General features: G+C 71.5%; 21 protein-coding genes. 11 read left to right on the forward strand and 10 right to left on the reverse strand.

Going from position 1 to position 14,262, the window contains the following annotated elements; translation table 11 throughout:
- Positions 1-21: 21 nt before the first annotated feature.
- Entirely contained in the window at positions 22-1,236 is a 1,215-nt protein-coding gene (locus tag DDE23_RS05190) for an MFS transporter (protein WP_107750653.1), read from the reverse strand.
- 56 nt (positions 1,237-1,292) lie between these two features.
- Positions 1,293-1,901 carry a TetR/AcrR family transcriptional regulator gene (locus DDE23_RS05195; protein ID WP_107750652.1) on the reverse strand — a complete coding sequence of 203 codons (609 nt, stop codon included), beginning with the start codon at positions 1,899-1,901 and terminating at the stop codon, positions 1,293-1,295.
- A 153-nt stretch (positions 1,902-2,054) separates the two neighbouring features.
- Here DDE23_RS05195 and DDE23_RS05200 point away from each other — a divergent pair, with 153 nt between their 5' ends.
- Positions 2,055-2,669 (forward strand): LysE family translocator, encoded by a 615-nt coding sequence (locus tag DDE23_RS05200; RefSeq protein WP_202863219.1) that lies wholly within the window; start codon positions 2,055-2,057, stop codon positions 2,667-2,669.
- 10 nt (positions 2,670-2,679) lie between these two features.
- Here DDE23_RS05200 and DDE23_RS05205 read toward each other — a convergent pair whose 3' ends face one another.
- The gene (locus DDE23_RS05205; RefSeq protein ID WP_238149906.1) at positions 2,680-3,120 is read right to left on the reverse strand and encodes a carboxymuconolactone decarboxylase family protein; all 441 of its coding nucleotides are present in this window, start codon (positions 3,118-3,120) and stop codon (positions 2,680-2,682) included.
- 82 nt (positions 3,121-3,202) lie between these two features.
- On the opposite strand from DDE23_RS05205, the gene DDE23_RS05210 reads away from it, so the two are divergent.
- Positions 3,203-3,688: an Rrf2 family transcriptional regulator gene (locus DDE23_RS05210; protein WP_238149907.1), complete on the forward strand. Its 486-nt coding sequence runs from the start codon at positions 3,203-3,205 to the stop codon at positions 3,686-3,688.
- Positions 3,689-3,700: 12 nt separating this feature from the next.
- On the opposite strand, the gene DDE23_RS05215 is transcribed toward DDE23_RS05210, so the two are convergent.
- Entirely contained in the window at positions 3,701-4,156 is a 456-nt protein-coding gene (locus tag DDE23_RS05215; protein ID WP_107750649.1) for an Lrp/AsnC family transcriptional regulator, read from the reverse strand.
- Between the two features lie 118 nt (positions 4,157-4,274).
- Here DDE23_RS05215 and DDE23_RS05220 point away from each other — a divergent pair, with 118 nt between their 5' ends.
- Both DDE23_RS05220 and DDE23_RS05225 read left to right on the forward strand, forming a co-directional pair.
- Complete coding sequence (locus DDE23_RS05220; RefSeq protein WP_107750648.1) at positions 4,275-4,820, forward strand: RBBP9/YdeN family alpha/beta hydrolase; 546 nt, start codon at positions 4,275-4,277, stop codon at positions 4,818-4,820.
- Positions 4,821-4,823: 3 nt separating this feature from the next.
- Positions 4,824-5,456, forward strand: a complete 633-nt coding sequence (locus DDE23_RS05225; RefSeq protein ID WP_107750647.1) for a LysE family translocator — start codon at positions 4,824-4,826, stop codon at positions 5,454-5,456.
- 2 nt (positions 5,457-5,458) lie between these two features.
- Here DDE23_RS05225 and DDE23_RS05230 read toward each other — a convergent pair whose 3' ends face one another.
- Positions 5,459-6,223, reverse strand: coding sequence for an AraC family transcriptional regulator (locus DDE23_RS05230; protein ID WP_107750646.1), 765 nt, complete (start codon positions 6,221-6,223; stop codon positions 5,459-5,461).
- A gap of 91 nt (positions 6,224-6,314) precedes the next feature.
- Between DDE23_RS05230 and DDE23_RS05235 the strand changes: the two genes are divergently transcribed.
- The 4 genes from DDE23_RS05235 to DDE23_RS25390 all read left to right on the forward strand — a co-directional run bounded on the left by DDE23_RS05235 (position 6,315) and on the right by DDE23_RS25390 (position 9,687).
- Positions 6,315-7,055 (forward strand): sulfite exporter TauE/SafE family protein, encoded by a 741-nt coding sequence (locus DDE23_RS05235; RefSeq protein WP_107750645.1) that lies wholly within the window; start codon positions 6,315-6,317, stop codon positions 7,053-7,055.
- A gap of 664 nt (positions 7,056-7,719) precedes the next feature.
- Positions 7,720-8,655, forward strand: coding sequence for a LysR substrate-binding domain-containing protein (locus DDE23_RS05245; protein WP_107750644.1), 936 nt, complete (start codon positions 7,720-7,722; stop codon positions 8,653-8,655).
- Positions 8,656-9,114: a GNAT family N-acetyltransferase gene (locus DDE23_RS05250; protein ID WP_107750643.1), complete on the forward strand. Its 459-nt coding sequence runs from the start codon at positions 8,656-8,658 to the stop codon at positions 9,112-9,114.
- A 459-nt stretch (positions 9,115-9,573) separates the two neighbouring features.
- A complete protein-coding gene (locus DDE23_RS25390; RefSeq protein WP_202863220.1) occupies positions 9,574-9,687 on the forward strand; it encodes a helix-turn-helix transcriptional regulator in 114 nt (37 codons plus the stop codon).
- A gap of 65 nt (positions 9,688-9,752) precedes the next feature.
- Here DDE23_RS25390 and DDE23_RS05265 read toward each other — a convergent pair whose 3' ends face one another.
- From DDE23_RS05265 to DDE23_RS05275, 3 genes are read right to left on the reverse strand one after another with little or no spacing between them, the layout of a single operon-like run.
- Positions 9,753-10,238: a GNAT family N-acetyltransferase gene (locus DDE23_RS05265; RefSeq protein WP_107750642.1), complete on the reverse strand. Its 486-nt coding sequence runs from the start codon at positions 10,236-10,238 to the stop codon at positions 9,753-9,755.
- Positions 10,232-10,831, reverse strand: coding sequence for a 2-hydroxychromene-2-carboxylate isomerase (locus DDE23_RS05270; RefSeq protein ID WP_107750641.1), 600 nt, complete (start codon positions 10,829-10,831; stop codon positions 10,232-10,234). Before DDE23_RS05270 ends, DDE23_RS05265 begins: the two co-directional genes overlap by 7 nt.
- Positions 10,828-11,346, reverse strand: coding sequence for a cupin domain-containing protein (locus tag DDE23_RS05275; RefSeq protein WP_107750640.1), 519 nt, complete (start codon positions 11,344-11,346; stop codon positions 10,828-10,830). Before DDE23_RS05275 ends, DDE23_RS05270 begins: the two co-directional genes overlap by 4 nt.
- 141 nt (positions 11,347-11,487) lie before the next feature.
- Here DDE23_RS05275 and DDE23_RS05280 point away from each other — a divergent pair, with 141 nt between their 5' ends.
- Positions 11,488-12,426: an alpha/beta hydrolase family protein gene (locus DDE23_RS05280; RefSeq protein WP_107750639.1), complete on the forward strand. Its 939-nt coding sequence runs from the start codon at positions 11,488-11,490 to the stop codon at positions 12,424-12,426.
- Positions 12,427-12,436: 10 nt separating this feature from the next.
- Positions 12,437-12,982, forward strand: a complete 546-nt coding sequence (locus DDE23_RS05285) for an AAA family ATPase (RefSeq protein ID WP_107750638.1) — start codon at positions 12,437-12,439, stop codon at positions 12,980-12,982.
- Positions 12,983-12,999: 17 nt separating this feature from the next.
- Here DDE23_RS05285 and DDE23_RS05290 read toward each other — a convergent pair whose 3' ends face one another.
- A complete protein-coding gene (locus tag DDE23_RS05290; protein WP_107750637.1) occupies positions 13,000-13,377 on the reverse strand; it encodes a cupin domain-containing protein in 378 nt (125 codons plus the stop codon).
- A gap of 200 nt (positions 13,378-13,577) precedes the next feature.
- Here DDE23_RS05290 and DDE23_RS05295 point away from each other — a divergent pair, with 200 nt between their 5' ends.
- A complete protein-coding gene (locus tag DDE23_RS05295) occupies positions 13,578-13,766 on the forward strand; it encodes a hypothetical protein (protein WP_133239521.1) in 189 nt (62 codons plus the stop codon).
- On the opposite strand, the gene DDE23_RS05300 is transcribed toward DDE23_RS05295, so the two are convergent.
- A complete protein-coding gene (locus DDE23_RS05300) occupies positions 13,763-14,224 on the reverse strand; it encodes a PaaI family thioesterase (protein ID WP_107750635.1) in 462 nt (153 codons plus the stop codon). The two genes, DDE23_RS05295 and DDE23_RS05300, sit on opposite strands and share 4 nt — an antisense overlap.
- Positions 14,225-14,262: the final 38 nt, after the last annotated feature.

Below are 14,262 nucleotides of genomic sequence, written 5' to 3' on the forward strand. Positions count from 1 at the left end.
TGTCGATGGCGTTCCGGCCCGTCACGGCGGTGGCACGCGCTCCGCCCGCGGCCCGCCGCCCCAGAATTGCAGAACCGCCGCCGCCATGCCGACCGCGATCAGCGCCAGCCAGCCGGTCGTGTAGCTGCCGCTCATCTGATAGCTCAGCCCGCCCAGCCACGCGCCCAGGAAGGCGCCGATCTGGTGGCTGAGGAACATCACCCCGAAGAGCGTGCCGAAATTCGCCGGACCGAAAAGGCCGTCGATCATGCCGCTGACCGGGGGCACCACGCTGAGCCACAGGAACCCCATCGCCGCGGCGAAGATCAGCGTGGATTCGACGCTGACCGGCAGGGTAAAGAAGGCCGCGATGGCCAGCGTGCGCAGCAGGTAGATCAGGGCCAGAACCGCCTCGTTCCCCCAGCGCTGACAGAGGTAGCCCGCCACCAGCGTGCCCAGCGCGTTGCACAGGCCGATCAGGGCCAGCGCCGTGGCGCCGACCGAGGGCGGCAGGCCGCAGAGCACGATGAAATTGGGCAGATGGGTGGCGATGAAGATCAGCTGGAACCCGCAGGCGAAGAAGGCGAGCGTGGCGATGACGAACGGGCGGCTCGTCAGGGCGGCCATGATCGCGCGGCGGGCGTCGGGGCGGGGGGCGGCCCCCGGGGCCCCGGCCGGGGGGCGGCGAAAGAGCAGGGCCATGCCGGTCATCAGCGCCGCGAGCAGCGCGAGGCCCGCAAGCGCGCCCTGCCAGTTCCAGCGGTCGATCATGAACTGCGTCGCGGGGGCGACGGCGAAGGTGCCGAGCGAGCCCGCCGCGGCAAGGATCGAGACGGCGGTGGCGCGGATCGCGGGAGAGGCGAGGCGCGACACGATCCCGACCAGCACGCCATGCGAGGTGGCGGCGACCGCCAGCCCGATCAGCAGCCCGCCGCCAAGGTAGAAGCCCGGCGTCCCGCCGCTGGCCATCAGCGCCAGCCCCGCGCCATAGAGGACCGCTGCCCCGGCCACGACCAGCCGCCCGCCGAAGCGGTCGCAGATCGCGCCCATGAAGGGTTGCCCGATCCCCCAGGCCAGATTCTGCAGCGCCATGGCGAAGCCGAAGGTTGCGACACTCACCGCGCCCGCCCGCGCCATCGGCTCCATGAAGAGGCCAAGGCTCTGGCGCAGTCCCATTGACAGCGACAGGATGGTGCCCGCCGCGATCAGGGCGGTCAGAAGAGCCGGGGTCCAGCGCCCCGTGGCTGACGTCGACATGGTGGCTTCCCGTTCCAGGACGGGCCGAGCCTAGCCATCTGGCGGGCGGGGGCCATTCACTCTTCGGTATACTCGGGCGCGCGGGCCTCCCGCCGCGGGGCCGCGGTGCGGTCGGCGATGACCAGCGTCACGGCGGCCTCTGCGGCCGAGAGGGCACAGGCGGTGTCGCCGTGGATCAGCATCCGGGCGATCGCCCCCTCGACCAGCAGGGCGATATGGGCGGCGAGGCGCGCCGGATCGCTGGCCCCGGCGGTGCGGAATTCCTGCTCCAGCCAGTCCACGAACCGCGTCTTGTGCCGCGCGGCCATCTGCACGGCCGGGTGCCCCGGCTGTCCGGCCAGTTCCACCGCCGCCCGGGTGAAGCCGCATCCGCGCCAGCGGGGACGGGCGGCGTGATCGGCCAGGGCGGCGAAAAGGTGGGTGATGCGCTCGGTCAGGGGCAGGGCAGGGTCGCCCAGCCAGCTGCGATACCGGTCCAGGGTGGCGCTGTCGCGGGCCTGAAGATAGGCGGCGATCAGCGCGTCCTTGCTGTCGAAATGGTTGTAGAGCGTGCGTTTGGTGACGCCTGCGCGTTCGGCAATCGCCTCGACCCCGACGCTGCGCAGGCCGTGTTCGTAAAACAGCGCCTCGGCCGCGGTGATGATCCTGTCTGCTGTGCTGTCCATCCTGTCGATCCGCCTGCTGCCTTGATGAGGGGGCCATCGGGCCCAGAGTGGCGCGTCCGGCCCGGTCTTTTCAACCCGCACGGCTTGCCACCGGCGTGGGGCGGCGCTTACCATGGCGTCCGTGGTGTCGGTTGACCGGGGGGAGGGGCGTTCATGTCCATCGCGGAGGCTCTGTCGCTGTTTCTGGCCATGGTGGCGCTGGCGGCCCTGCCCAGTTCCAGCGTGGCGCTGGTGGTGGTGCGCTCGGCCACGCAGGGGATGCGGCACGGGATCGCCGCCGCGCTGGGGATCGCGCTGGGCGATCTGATCTTCGTGGCGCTGGCCATCGCCGGACTGGCGGCGATGGCCGAGGTTCTGGGGACCTTCTTCACCCTGCTGCGTTACGCCGCCGCCGCCTATCTGGTCTGGTTCGGCCTCAGCCTGATCCGCAGCGCCGGGGTGGCGTCGACGGGGGCGGGCGCCGGGCGGGGCGGGCTTTGGATCAGCTTTGCCGCCGGGGTCGGGCTGACGCTGGGCGACGTCAAGGCGATCCTCTTCTACGCGGCGCTGTTCCCGGTGTTTGTCGATCCGCTCGGCGTCACGGCGGGCGATGTGGCGCTGATCGCCACGATCACGGTGGTCGCGGTGGCGGGGGTCAAGATCGCCTATGCCGTGGCCGCCCGGCGGATCGCCGCCGCCTCGCAGGGCTGGCGGTATCGGCGGGCGGCGCGGCGCACCGCAGGGGGCGCGATGATCCTGGCGGGCGGTGCGCTGGCGCTCAAGGCCTGAGGGGCGGCCCTCAGACCGGGTGCTGAAGGCGCGAACTGACGGCGATACGGTTCCACAGGTTGATGGTGCCGATGGCGATGGTCAGCCGGGCGATCTCGGCCTCCGTGAAGACCTCGCGCAGCTGGGCATGGACGGCGTCGGGCACGCCACTGGTGGCGACCAGGGTCACGCTTTCGGTCCAGTCCAGCGCCGCCCGGTCGCGGGCGTCGAAGAAAGGCGATTCCCGCCAGACCGAGACCAGATGCAGAAGCTGCGGGTCCAGCCCATCGGCAAGCGCCTCTTTCACATGCAGATCAACGCAATAGGCGCAGCCGTTGATCTGCGAGGCCCGCAGTTTCACCAGATGCAGCAGGCGGCTGTCGAGCCCCGATTGCGTGACGGCCAGGTCCAGCGCGCTGACTGCCTTGTAAAGATCGGGGGCGAGGCGGGGGATGCTCATCCGGGCTGACACGCGGTTTCTCCTTGGGTTGCGTCGAATCATGGATAATATATATCCATGATTTGGGGCCGCAAGCGAGGGTCGGATGCGCAAGATGAGCGACGGGGTCGAGGCGGCGCTGCATTCGGCGCTGGTGCTGACTGCGGTGCCGGACGGGAAGGTGCTGACCGGGCGCAGCCTTGCCACGCTGCATGGCGTCTCGGAATCCTATCTGCTGAAGCATCTGCGGGCGCTGGCGGCGGCGGGCGTGATCGAGGCGGTGCCCGGCCCCCGGGGTGGCTATCGGCTGGCGCGGGAGCCGGGGCAGATCACGCTTCTCGATATCGTCGAGGCGATCGACGGAACCGAACCCGCCTTCCATTGCCGCGAGATCCGTCGCCGTGGTCCCGGCAAGGCGCGGGATCCCTGCGTCTACACATCCGATTGTTTCATCAAGACCCGGATGCTGGCCGCTGAACAGGCTTGGCGCGCGGCGCTGCGGGCGCAGAGCCTTGCGGACCTTGTGGCGGATGGCGAGCGCTTGATCGACCCGGGCAACAAGGCGGCGGTGGCGGGCTTCATCGCCGACGAACAGCGCTGAGCCGGGCGCTAGTCAGCCCAGCAGCGCCTTGCCCAGCGGCTTTACGGGTTCCGAGCGCAGGACCAGCGAGGTGGTGACCGCGCCGAAACGGGCGATGGTGTCGACGATGCTTTCCAGCTGCCCCGGGGTCGGGACCAGCAGCTTGAGCAGGAAGCAATCCTCGCCGGTCAGGCGGTGAACCTCGATCACATGCGGCATCTGGGCGAAGGCGCGCAGCGCGGGCTGGATATGCTCATGGGTGGTCTTCAGGCGGATGATCGCCATCATGCCGAGCCCCAGCGCCGCCGGATCGAGCCGCGCGGCATAGCCTGCGATGATGCCGCGTTCCTCCAGCCGTTTCACGCGTTCGGAGATGGCCGGTTGCGACAGGCCGATGCGGCGCCCGATCTCGGACAACGGGGTGCGGGCGTTGTCCTGCAGCGCCTCCAGAATGGCGATATCCAGGCGGTCGAGGTCATGGGGTGGCATGAACTGCCTCCAGATCCGTTAAATCATCGGCAGATTGGCGCAAATTCCGATGAGTCGCCATTCCCTGCGTGGCCCGGGGCGGCGAGGCTGCGGGGCAGGGGATGGTCAGGAGCGACTCATGCAGCGATGGTTCGTCATGGTGCCGGGGATCGGCGGCTCGGGGCCGGATCACTGGCAAAGCCTTTGGCAGGGGCGCTGGCCCCGGACCCACCGTTTCGCGCCGGACTCCTGGGACCGGCCGGAGCCTGGCGACTGGATCGCGGCGCTGGAGCGGGCAATTGCCGCCGCGCCCCGGCCGCCGGTGCTGATCTGCCATTCGCTGGGCTGCCTGCTCTTCGCGCAATGGCGCGCGGCCTCGGTGCTGCCCGTCGCGGCGGCCTTTCTGGTGGCGGTGCCCGATCCCGAAGGCCCCGCCTTTCCGGCCGCGGCCCGGGCCTTTGGCCAGTTGCCCGGGGCGGGCTTCGGCGCGCAGCCGGTTCTGGCGGTGGCCAGCGCGGATGATCCCTATGATCCGGCGGGCAAGGCGATAGGCTGGGCCGAGGCGCAGGGTGCCCGGGCGCTGCGGCTTGGCGCGCGGGGTCACCTGAACGGCGCGGCGATGCTGGGCGACTGGCCCGAGGGGCAGGCGATCCTCGCGGCCTTCCTGCACGAGATCGGAGCGTAAGGCATGGAGATCACCACGGCATTGCTGGGCTTTTCGCTGGCGGCGGCGCTTCTGACCGTCACCCCGGGGCTGGACACCGCGCTGGTTCTGCGCACCGCGGCGGTCGAGGGGCCGCGCCGGGCGATGCTGGCCGGGGCGGGTGTGGTGACCGGGGTTCTGGCCTGGGGCCTGATCGCGGCGCTGGGGCTGGGGGCGGTGCTGGCCGTCTCGGAACTCGCCTACCGGGTGCTGCAACTGGCGGGCGCTGCCTATCTGGTCTGGCTGGGGCTGGGCATGGTGCGCTCGGCGGCACGGCCGCAAACACCGGGCCTGCCGAAGGTCGCGGCCCCGGCGGCGCCCAACTGGTTCCTGCGGGGCGTGATGACCAATCTGCTCAACCCCAAGGTCGGGGTCTTCTACCTCAGCTTCCTGCCGCAATTCCTGCCCGCAGGCGTGCCGGTGGTGCCGTTCAGCGTGCTCTTGGCGGGGATCCATGCGGCGATGGGGCTGGTGTTCTTCGCCGCGATCACCGCCGCGACCATCCCGTTCCAGCGGGCGCTGGGCGGGCCGCGTCTGCCGCGGATCCTCGATGCGGTGACCGGCGGGGTGCTGATCGCCTTCGCGCTGCGCTTGCTGCTGGAGCGGCGGGCGGGCTGAGGTCAGGCCCCCAGGCGGCGCTGCACCTGCCCCGGCGTGATCCCGTGCGCGGCGCGAAAGGCGGCGACGAAGCCGCTGGCGGTGGCATAGCCCGCGGCATGGGCGGCATTCTGGACGCTATCGCCCGCCATCAGCGGGGCGATGGCCCGCGAGAGCCGCAGATCGCGCATCCATGTCGCCCAGTTCTGCCCGGTCTCGCGCGTGACGAGCCGTTGCAGGCTGCGGCGGGACAGCGCCAGCGCCTCGGCCCAGGCATCGAGCGGGCGGTCGTCACCCTCCAGATGCGCCAGCGCGATGCGGCGCAGCCGGGGATCGGCGGGCAGGGGCAGGGCGGTCGCGCCAGAGGGACGGTCGAGCCGGTCCCAGAGCACCGCCGCCATCCGCGCAAAGGCGGGCTCGCGCCGTTCAGCACGCGAGGCGGCGGCAAGGCTGCGAAAGAGTTCGCGCTCCAGCGCTGCCAGCCGGAAGGGGGCGGGTCGCGCGGGCAGCGGTGCCGCGTCCGGCAGGGTGTAGAGGTTGACCGATTGCCGCGGCCCCGCGGCCCGGATCCGGTGGCGATGCCCGGGCGGCAACCAGATCGCCGTCCCGGGCGAGACCAGATGCAGCGCCTGCCCGGTCTCGACCGTCACCGGCCGGTCGGGGCACCAGGCCAGCTGGCCGCGCTGATGGGCATGGGCCTCGGGCATGGTGGCGGGCGTGAAGCGGGTGACGATGCCGATCACCGGGCTTGCGTCCTCGACATAGCCTCCGATTGCGTCCTGCTGCATGCTGGCACCTCCAAGACATCACCCGACACCGCCGCGATACATTTTTCCAGCCCCCGTGTCAGGATCGCGCGACAGAGTGGCGGAGGAAGGCATGCAGATCACGGACATGGCGCTGCTGGCGGGGGCGGGGCTGCTGGGCGGCCTGTGCAACGCGATTGCGGGCGGGGGCACCTTCTTCACCTTTCCGGCGCTGCTGGCGGTGGGGCTGCCGCCGGTCTCGGCCGGGGCGACCAGCGCGCTGGCGATCTGGCCCGGCCATGCCGCCAGCCTGATCGGCGAGGGCGGGCTGCTCAGGCAGGAACTGGGCGCCCGGCCGGGGCGGGTGGCGGTCTTCACGCTGGCTTCGGCTCTGGGCGCGGGGCTGCTGCTGGTCTCGGGCGATGCGCTGTTCCGGCGGCTGATCCCGTGGCTGCTGCTGTTCGCGACGCTGCTCTTTGCCCTGGGGCCGGTGGTCAACCGCTGGCTGGCCCGGCGGCAGGCGCGGGTGCCGCCCCGCGTCGCCGGCATCGCCGAGGCGGTTGTTGCGCTCTATGGCGGCTATTTCGGCGCCGGGCTGGGGGTGCTTCTGCTGGCCTTGCTGGCGGTGACCGGTGGCGGCGACCTGCGGCGGCAGAACGTGGTGAAGAACGCGCTGGCGACCCTCGCGACCAGCATCGCGGTGCTGATCTTCGCGCTGGGCGGCGCGGTGGCCTGGGGACCGGCGGCGCTGGTGTTTCTGGGCGCGGCGCTGGGCGGCGTCCTTGGCGGCAGGCTGGCGCGGCGGGTCAAGCCGCAGGTGCTGCGGGCGGTCGTGGTCTGTCTGGGGCTGGTGCTGGTCTGGCATTACGCCTGAGCCCGGAGCGAGGCGTCGCAGGCCCGGCCCTCCCTGTACCGGCAGGTCGAAGGTCGGGGCCCGCGCGAAGACATGCCGTCTGGTCAGGCTGTCGCAGAAGGAGCCGGGTCGGGGGCGGCGCCGGTCCGACAGGACAAGGCGCGGCCCCTCGGCCCGCGGCGGGAGGTGGCACGCCGCAATGGCGGGATGCACGCGGCGTCCCCGGCCCGAAGGGCTGCGCCCCTCGTCGCCCCGCCGGGCAGAGGGACGCAGGGGGGCGTCGCGCAAGCCTCTGGCCCAGAGGACCGCAGCCGCGGCGGCCAGCAGATCCCCGACCCGCCATGGCAGCGTGCAGCCGGGCCGCCCGCGCCCCGCGAACAGGCGGCCGTCATGGGCGCGGATCCCCTTGGGGATCGCGCCACCCTGGTGCAGGGAACGGGTGGGCAGGGGCAGTTGCGCCTCCCCCGCGGCCCTCAGCACGCCGTCGATCCCGACCGGGCCGCGGGCCCCGAACCGGAGGACGGTTGCGGCGTCGGTGGCCGTGCGGGCGCCTCCTCGATTGCGGGTCTGGCGCCAGTCTCGGGGCAGGGGCTGGGGCTGGCGAGTGAGCCTTTTTCACGCATGGATGAGAAAGCCCCGTTCGCTTCCCGCCCCGGATCGGCGATAGTGCTGGGCGCGAGGATGCATGGATAGACCCGGACCCCAACGATTGACCGTCCCCTTGAACGCGCTGCGCGCCTTCGAGGCGGCGGCGCGTCACCTGTCGATCAAGGAGGCGGCGCTCGAACTGGGGGTGACGCCCTCGGCGGTCAGCCACCAGCTGCGGGGGCTGGAGGATGCGCTGGGCCTGACGCTGATGCGCCGGGTCGGCCCGGCGCTGGAACTGACCGAGGCGGGCGCCCGGCTGGCCCCCGACCTGAGCGACGGCTTCAACCGGATCATCGAGGCGGTGGGCGGGCTGAGGCAGGACCGCAACACCGGGCCGCTGCGGCTGTCGATGCTGCCCACATTCGCCGCGCATTGGTTCTCGCCCCGGCTGACCCGCTATCCGTTCGAGCGCACCGGCTTCGACCTGCTGATCTCGACCACGCAGGAGGCGGTGGATCTTGCCGCCGGGGTCGCCGATGCGGCGGTGCGCCACGGGCAGGGGCAATGGGAGGGGCTGCGCGCGGATCTGCTGTTTCCCGAAACCGTGGGCCTATTCGGCGCGCCGGCGCTGGGCGGCGCCGATCCCTCGGCGATGCGGGCGCGGATCACCGGCATGACGCTGTTCCTGTCCCAGCATCGCAAGGAGAATTACGCCCGCTGGAACGCCACGCTGCCGGGCGGCCCGATCCGGCCCGCAGCGGTGATGATGGTCGACAGCGCGGGGCTGGCCCTGCGCGCGGCGATGGACGGGGCAGGCGTGGCGCTGGCCGGGGCCGAAATCGCGGCTTTCGACGTGGGCGCCGGCAGGCTGACGCCGCTGTTCGCGCATCGGGCCGATACCGGGGGCGGCTATTACCTCGTCTACCCCGAGGCGCTGGCCCGCGACCGGCGGGTTCGCAACCTGAGCCGCTGGATGGTCGAGGCCTCGGCGGCCGAGCGGGTCTTGGCCGGCCAGCGGACAGGGGGGGCCTGAATGGCCATGGATCGCATCGGGATCGCGCGCCTTGCCGCGGCGGATCGCGCCGATTGGGAACCGCTCTGGCAGGACAATCTGCGGCATTTCCGGGCACCCGAGGGCGCCTTTGCCGACCTGCCGGTGATCTGGCAGCGGCTGCTGGACCCGGCGGCGCCGCTCTGGGGCTGGCTGATCCGGGTCGGGGGGCGGCCTGCGGGTCTCGGCCATGTGGTGCTGCGTTGGCACACGTTCAGCGCGGGTCATGTGGCGCTTCTGGAAGACCTCTGGATCGCGCCCTTCGCCCGGCGTCAGGGTCTGGGCGAGAGGCTGATCGCCCATCTGGCGGTCGAGGGCCGGGCGGCGGGCTGGCGCCGCATCGAATGGGAGACCGAAGCCGACAACCACGCCGCGCAGCGGCTTTACGACCGGATCGCCGAGCCCGATCCCGCCCGTCGCTACCGGCTTCCGCTGGGCTGAGTGCGTGTAAAGGGTGCCTGGCAGTGCGGCGGCGCGGCGACAGGGTGTCTGTAAAGGAGGCTTTACAGAAGGGCAGGCGATGCGCGGAATCGGGGCCATGATACTGGGGCACTATACTGGGGCTCTGCGCCTATGTCGGGATGCTGGTGTTGTCGCAACGGCTGCTGGCCGGGGGCACGGCGGGCGAGGGGATGCAGATCCTGCTATCACTGGCGCCGATGCTGCCGGCGATCTTCCTCTGTGTCGTCATCATCTGCATGATCCGCGGCATGGACGAGATGCAGCGCAAGTTGCAGGTCGAGGCGCTGGCCCGCGGGCACGGCGCTTCTGACCTTCGGCTACGGGTTTTGGGAGGGCGTCGGCCTGCCGCGGCTGTCGATGTTCGCGGTCTGGCCGGTCATGGCCGGTCATGGCCGGGCTCTGGCTGGTGGGCGTGCTGGTTGGCCGCGTCCGCCTCGGATGAGAAACCGCATCACCGAACTGCGGCAGGCGCGGGGCTGGTCGCAATCGGATCTGGCCCAGCGGCTCGATGTCTCGCGCCAGACGGTCAACGCGCTGGAACGCGGGCGCTAGGACCCGAGCCTGCCGCTGGCCTTCCGGCTGGCCGGGCTATTCGCCCTGCCGATCGAGCAGATCTTTCAGCCGGACGAGGCGGCGGGCTGATCCCGCAGGGCAAGGCGGAAACTGTCCCAGGGTGCGGGCTCGGCGATGGCCTCGTAAAGCCGTTTGGCCCGCAGGTTGTCGCGCGGCACCAGCCAGCGCAGATGGCTCCAGCCGCGGGCCCCGCCGATCCCGGCGAGTTCCGCGATCAGGGCGCGGGCAAGGCCCTTGCCCCGGGCCCCGGGGGCGACGAAGAGGTCGTCGAGCTGTCCGGCGCGGCCTCCGGCGATGATCTCGGGCAGGTCGAAGGCGAGGGCGAAGGCGCAAACTCCGCCGTCCCACTCGGCGCCGAGGAGCAGGAGACCGGCATCCTCCCCGGCCCGGGCAATCAGCGCGCGGGCCTCGTCGCGGGTCACCGGCAGGCCGGACCCGTCGGGCATCGCTGTGCGATAGGCGCTCATCAGCCGGGCCAGCGCCGCGGCATCCTCGGCTGTCAGCGCCCGCAGGGTGGCGGGCTCTACCATCCGCCGATCCGGCCCCATGCCTCCAGCATCGGCATGCGGTCCCAGCCCCAGAACGGCTCCCCGTCGAGGACGAAGAAGGGCGAGCCGAAGATGCCGCGCGCCACCGCCTCCTCGCCGATCCGCCGCACGCGGTCTTTCAGCGCGGGATCGGCGATCCCCGCCAGCAGGGCCTCGGCCTCCAGCCCGAAATCCGGCGCCAGCGCGGCAATGGCCGCCGGTGAGGCGGTGTCGAGCCCCTCGCCATAATAGGCGGCAAACACGCGGCGGGCGAAGGCGGGGGCTTTTCCGGGTGCCTGCGCGTCAATCCAGTAGAAGGCGCGGGTGGCGGGCAGGGCGATCAGCGGGTGCCGGGCTGGCAGGGTGAAGCTCACGCCCTTCTGCCGGGCGATCCGCGCCCAGTCGCGTCGGGCATAGTCGCGTTTCAGCGGCGTGGCGGAGAGCCCGCGCGCGCCCGTGACCTTGTAGGCCGTGCCCAGCAGAAACGGTCGCCACAGCAGCGGACGTCCCAGCCGCGCCGCCAACCCCTCGACCTCCTGCGCGGCGAAGAAGGCGTAGCCCGAGGAGAAATCGAACCAGAATTCAAGGGCGCTCACGCCTCCTCGCCCTCCCAGTAATCCACCGCATCGCGCGTGCGAAACGAGGCCGACACCCGGCGCCGCGCCTTGTCACCCCCGGGGGCAGCGCCCGCGAAGACGGTGATCTTGCCGCTGTCGGGGTATTCCATCACATCGGGCTCGCGCATGGAACTGATGGCGAGATAGCGCAGCGGCTCGCTTGCGCCGGCGATCAGCTGATGCGCCGTCTCGGCCCCGCCTGCCGGGCAGACCGCGACGCTGCCCGGACCGACCGGATGCCGCCCGGTTCCGAAGCGCAGCGTGCCGGTGCCCGAGAGGATGACGAAGATCTCGTCATTGGCGTGATGGGCGTGGAAGGGCCAGGCGGCCATGCCCGGCGGCACCTCGACCAGCCGGGCGCCCAGATGCGTGGCGCCGAGCGGGGCGGCGATGGCGGCCGTTGCGGCGGCAAACTGGCTGCCGTGGGTTTGGGGCGAGAGCGGCAGAGCGTCCAGCCGGACGAGGGGGGCGAGGGATAGCGGCGCGTGGGTCATGGGGGCCTCCTGTCCGGCAGAAAGCACTGAAAGCCGCCCGCCCTGCAATTGAATTGCCCTCAACCGTCTTTTAGAAAAGGTCACTTGGCCGCCCCCGGGATCCGCGCGACGGTCCGGGGGAAGCGTCGGAACCGAAGACCCATGCGGACAGCAGCACACGAGACAAGGCCGGCGATCGCCGAAGAGCGGTTCGAGGTCCGGGCCGCGGATGGCTATCCGATCCGCGGCGGGATCTGGCAGGGCGACGGCGGGCCGGTGGTGGTGATCCATGCCGCGACCGCGGTGCGCGCAGGCTATTACGCGCGCTTCGCGGCCTGGCTGGCGGGGCAGGGCGCCACGGTCCTGACCTTCGATTACCGGGGCATCGGCGAGTCGCGTTCGATCCCCTTGCGGCATTTGCCCGCGGGCTGGGTCGACTGGGGCGTCCTCGATGCCGAGGCGGTGCAGGCCTATGCCGCCGGGCGCTGGCCCGACCGGCCGCTGTCGGCGGTGGGGCATTCCATCGGCGGCTTCGCCCTGGGGCTGGCCGACAGCGCCGCGCGGCTGGAAAGGGTCGTCACGGTGGGCGCGCAATTCGCCTATTGGCGCGATTTCGCCCCCGACCAGCGGCGCGGCATGTATCTGAAATGGCACCTCTTCATGCCCGCCGTGACCCGGCTGATGGGCTATTTCCCCGGCGCCCGGCTGGGCTGGCTGGAGGATGTGCCGCGCGGCGTGGTCCGCGACTGGAGCGGGATGGGTCCGCGCTTCGAGCAGAGCGTGCTGACGAATCTGGACCGGGCCGCGCTGGCGCGGCGCCATGGTTCGACGCGGGCGCGGCTGCTGGCCATTGGCCTGACCGACGATCCCTTCTGCACCGAGGCCGCGGCCGAGCGCCTGCTGGGCTATTACACCGGCGCCGAGCGGAGCCATTGGCGCATCGCCCCGGCCGATATCGCCGTGCCCGAGATCGGCCATTTCGCCTTTTTCCACAACCGGTTCGAAGGCAGTCTCTGGCCCCTGGCCGCCGACTGGCTGCTGGCGGGCACGCTGCCGCCGGGCGCCCCGGGACGCATCGTCACCCCCGGCCCACGGACCTGACAGGCAGACCATGAACACACGGCTTTTCGTTCTCACCGGCGGGCCCGGCTCCGGCAAGACAACCCTTCTGGCGGCGCTGGCCGAAGCCGGTCTCGCCACCATGCCCGAGGCCGGGCGCGCCATCATCCGCGACCAGATCCGCATCGGCGGCCCGGGCTGGCACGGGCAGGACCGGCGCCTCTTTGCCGAGCTGATGCTGGGCTGGGAAATGCGGTCCTGGCATGCAGCGCAGGAGGTCGAGGGACCGGTGTTCTTCGACCGCGGCATCCCCGACGTGATCGGCTATCTCAGCCTCTATGAGGGCCATGTGCCCGCCCATGTCACCCGTGCGGCGCGGCTCTGCCGGTATCACCCGACGGTGCTGCTGGCCCCGCCCTGGCCCGAGATCTTTGAACAGGACGAGGACCGCGGGCAGGATTTCGCCGAGGCCGTCGCCACGGCGCAGGCGATGGAACGGGCCTATGCCGGGGCGGGATACGACCTGCTGCCCCTGCCGCTGGCCCCGGTCGCCGAGCGGGTGGATTTCGTGCTGGACCTGCTCGACCGTTCGGCCTGAGCGGACCTGAGCGCCGGTCAGGGCAGGGCCGCGTCCACCGGGTAGCGGTCGCCGATCGTGTCGGGGGCCGACACCAGCAGGATCCGCAGATCCTGCGACCCGGCGTTGCGGACCAGATGCGGCAGGCCGGGCGGGATTTCCAGCGCCTCGCCCGCCCCGGCGCGCAGCAGCGTGCCGGGCACGGCGATGCTCAGCTCGCCCGCCAGCACATAAAAGATCTGCCGCGCGACCCGGTGCAGATGCGGCGCCTCGGCCCCGCCCGGCGGCAGCCGCTCCTCGCGCAGCGACAGGGCGCCATCCTCGACCAGTCGCCAGCCGTCGCAGCCATTGCCCCAGGGGTAATGGTTGTCCGGGCTGGCGTGCCGGGCGGTGAGGGGCTGATCGGGGGTGGTCATGGTCAGGGCTTCCTTGGCCGGTGTGTTGCGCGCGTTTTGCCCGCGACGCGTGGCCCTGCACAATTGAGGAATCCTCGTGAGGGATTGAGGACTTCGCCCGCCCCCGTGGCCCGAGGATTTCTCAACCCCCGCTGAAGGATCGGAAATTCGCCCGCGCCTTGTGCCGGGGCATGCTGGCCCGGACGACAGCGGAGGCGCCGATGCAGCGGCAGGACAGGGCACATGATGAGGAATGCAGGGCAGGGGCGCGGCACCCCTCCCGCCTGCCGCCCCGCCATCGCGCCTTCTACCTGCGGGAGGATGCGGCGCTGCGGGCGCTGGGACTGGACCGGCAGGGCCTGCCGATCTTCACCCCGATCCCGCCCCTGCGCCGCGAGGATCTGTTCTAACCGGCCGCAGGGCTGTCGGGCCGGTCATGCAGGCAGATCAGGCTCTGCAACCCGGTCGCCACATGCCGCCGCCGCGCGCCCTCCACCCCCCAGACATCGAGCTGGCAGATGGTCAGCGTGCGCCCGTGCCGGATCACCCGGCCGGTCGCCTCCAGAAAAGCGCCCTGCGCCGGGCTCAGAAGGTTCAGCTTGAATTCGACGGTCAGGACCGAACTCCCCTCGGGAAACAGGGTGAACCCGGCATAGCCCCCGGCGCTGTCGGCGATGGCCGAGGTGCCGCCGGCGTGGAAATAGCCATGCTGCTGGGTCAGTTCGGGCCGGAACGGCAGGCGCAGGGTCACGAGCCCTGCGCGGACCTCGGTGATCTCGGCCCCCAGATGGGCCATCAGCCCCTGACGGGCAAAACTCTCGCGCGCCCGGGCGGCGATTTCCCCCGGCACGGCCTCTCCGATCTGCATGACGATCCTCCCTCTGGCATCGCCGCATCATGCCGCCA

This window comes from Pararhodobacter aggregans (assembly GCF_003075525.1).
Taxonomy (GTDB): Bacteria; Pseudomonadota; Alphaproteobacteria; order Rhodobacterales; family Rhodobacteraceae; genus Pararhodobacter; species Pararhodobacter aggregans.

Bases quoted from the DNA above. Each gene is read 5' to 3' on its own strand.
- DDE23_RS05190 (WP_107750653.1), bottom strand. From the start codon at position 1,236: ATGTCGACGTCAGCCACGGGGCGCTGGACCCCGGCTCTTCTGACCGCC.
- DDE23_RS05195 (WP_107750652.1), bottom strand. From the start codon at position 1,901: ATGGACAGCACAGCAGACAGGATCATCACCGCGGCCGAGGCGCTGTTT.
- DDE23_RS05200 (WP_202863219.1), top strand. From the start codon at position 2,055: ATGTCCATCGCGGAGGCTCTGTCGCTGTTTCTGGCCATGGTGGCGCTG.
- DDE23_RS05210 (WP_238149907.1), top strand. From the start codon at position 3,203: ATGAGCGACGGGGTCGAGGCGGCGCTGCATTCGGCGCTGGTGCTGACT.
- DDE23_RS05215 (WP_107750649.1), bottom strand. From the start codon at position 4,156: ATGCCACCCCATGACCTCGACCGCCTGGATATCGCCATTCTGGAGGCG.
- DDE23_RS05220 (WP_107750648.1), top strand. From the start codon at position 4,275: ATGCAGCGATGGTTCGTCATGGTGCCGGGGATCGGCGGCTCGGGGCCG.
- DDE23_RS05225 (WP_107750647.1), top strand. From the start codon at position 4,824: ATGGAGATCACCACGGCATTGCTGGGCTTTTCGCTGGCGGCGGCGCTT.
- DDE23_RS05230 (WP_107750646.1), bottom strand. From the start codon at position 6,223: ATGCAGCAGGACGCAATCGGAGGCTATGTCGAGGACGCAAGCCCGGTG.
- DDE23_RS05235 (WP_107750645.1), top strand. From the start codon at position 6,315: ATGCAGATCACGGACATGGCGCTGCTGGCGGGGGCGGGGCTGCTGGGC.
- DDE23_RS05245 (WP_107750644.1), top strand. From the start codon at position 7,720: ATGGATAGACCCGGACCCCAACGATTGACCGTCCCCTTGAACGCGCTG.
- DDE23_RS05250 (WP_107750643.1), top strand. From the start codon at position 8,656: ATGGCCATGGATCGCATCGGGATCGCGCGCCTTGCCGCGGCGGATCGC.
- DDE23_RS25390 (WP_202863220.1), top strand. From the start codon at position 9,574: ATGAGAAACCGCATCACCGAACTGCGGCAGGCGCGGGGCTGGTCGCAA.
- DDE23_RS05265 (WP_107750642.1), bottom strand. From the start codon at position 10,238: ATGGTAGAGCCCGCCACCCTGCGGGCGCTGACAGCCGAGGATGCCGCG.
- DDE23_RS05275 (WP_107750640.1), bottom strand. From the start codon at position 11,346: ATGACCCACGCGCCGCTATCCCTCGCCCCCCTCGTCCGGCTGGACGCT.
- DDE23_RS05280 (WP_107750639.1), top strand. From the start codon at position 11,488: ATGCGGACAGCAGCACACGAGACAAGGCCGGCGATCGCCGAAGAGCGG.
- DDE23_RS05285 (WP_107750638.1), top strand. From the start codon at position 12,437: ATGAACACACGGCTTTTCGTTCTCACCGGCGGGCCCGGCTCCGGCAAG.
- DDE23_RS05290 (WP_107750637.1), bottom strand. From the start codon at position 13,377: ATGACCACCCCCGATCAGCCCCTCACCGCCCGGCACGCCAGCCCGGAC.
- DDE23_RS05295 (WP_133239521.1), top strand. From the start codon at position 13,578: ATGCAGCGGCAGGACAGGGCACATGATGAGGAATGCAGGGCAGGGGCG.
- DDE23_RS05300 (WP_107750635.1), bottom strand. From the start codon at position 14,224: ATGCAGATCGGAGAGGCCGTGCCGGGGGAAATCGCCGCCCGGGCGCGC.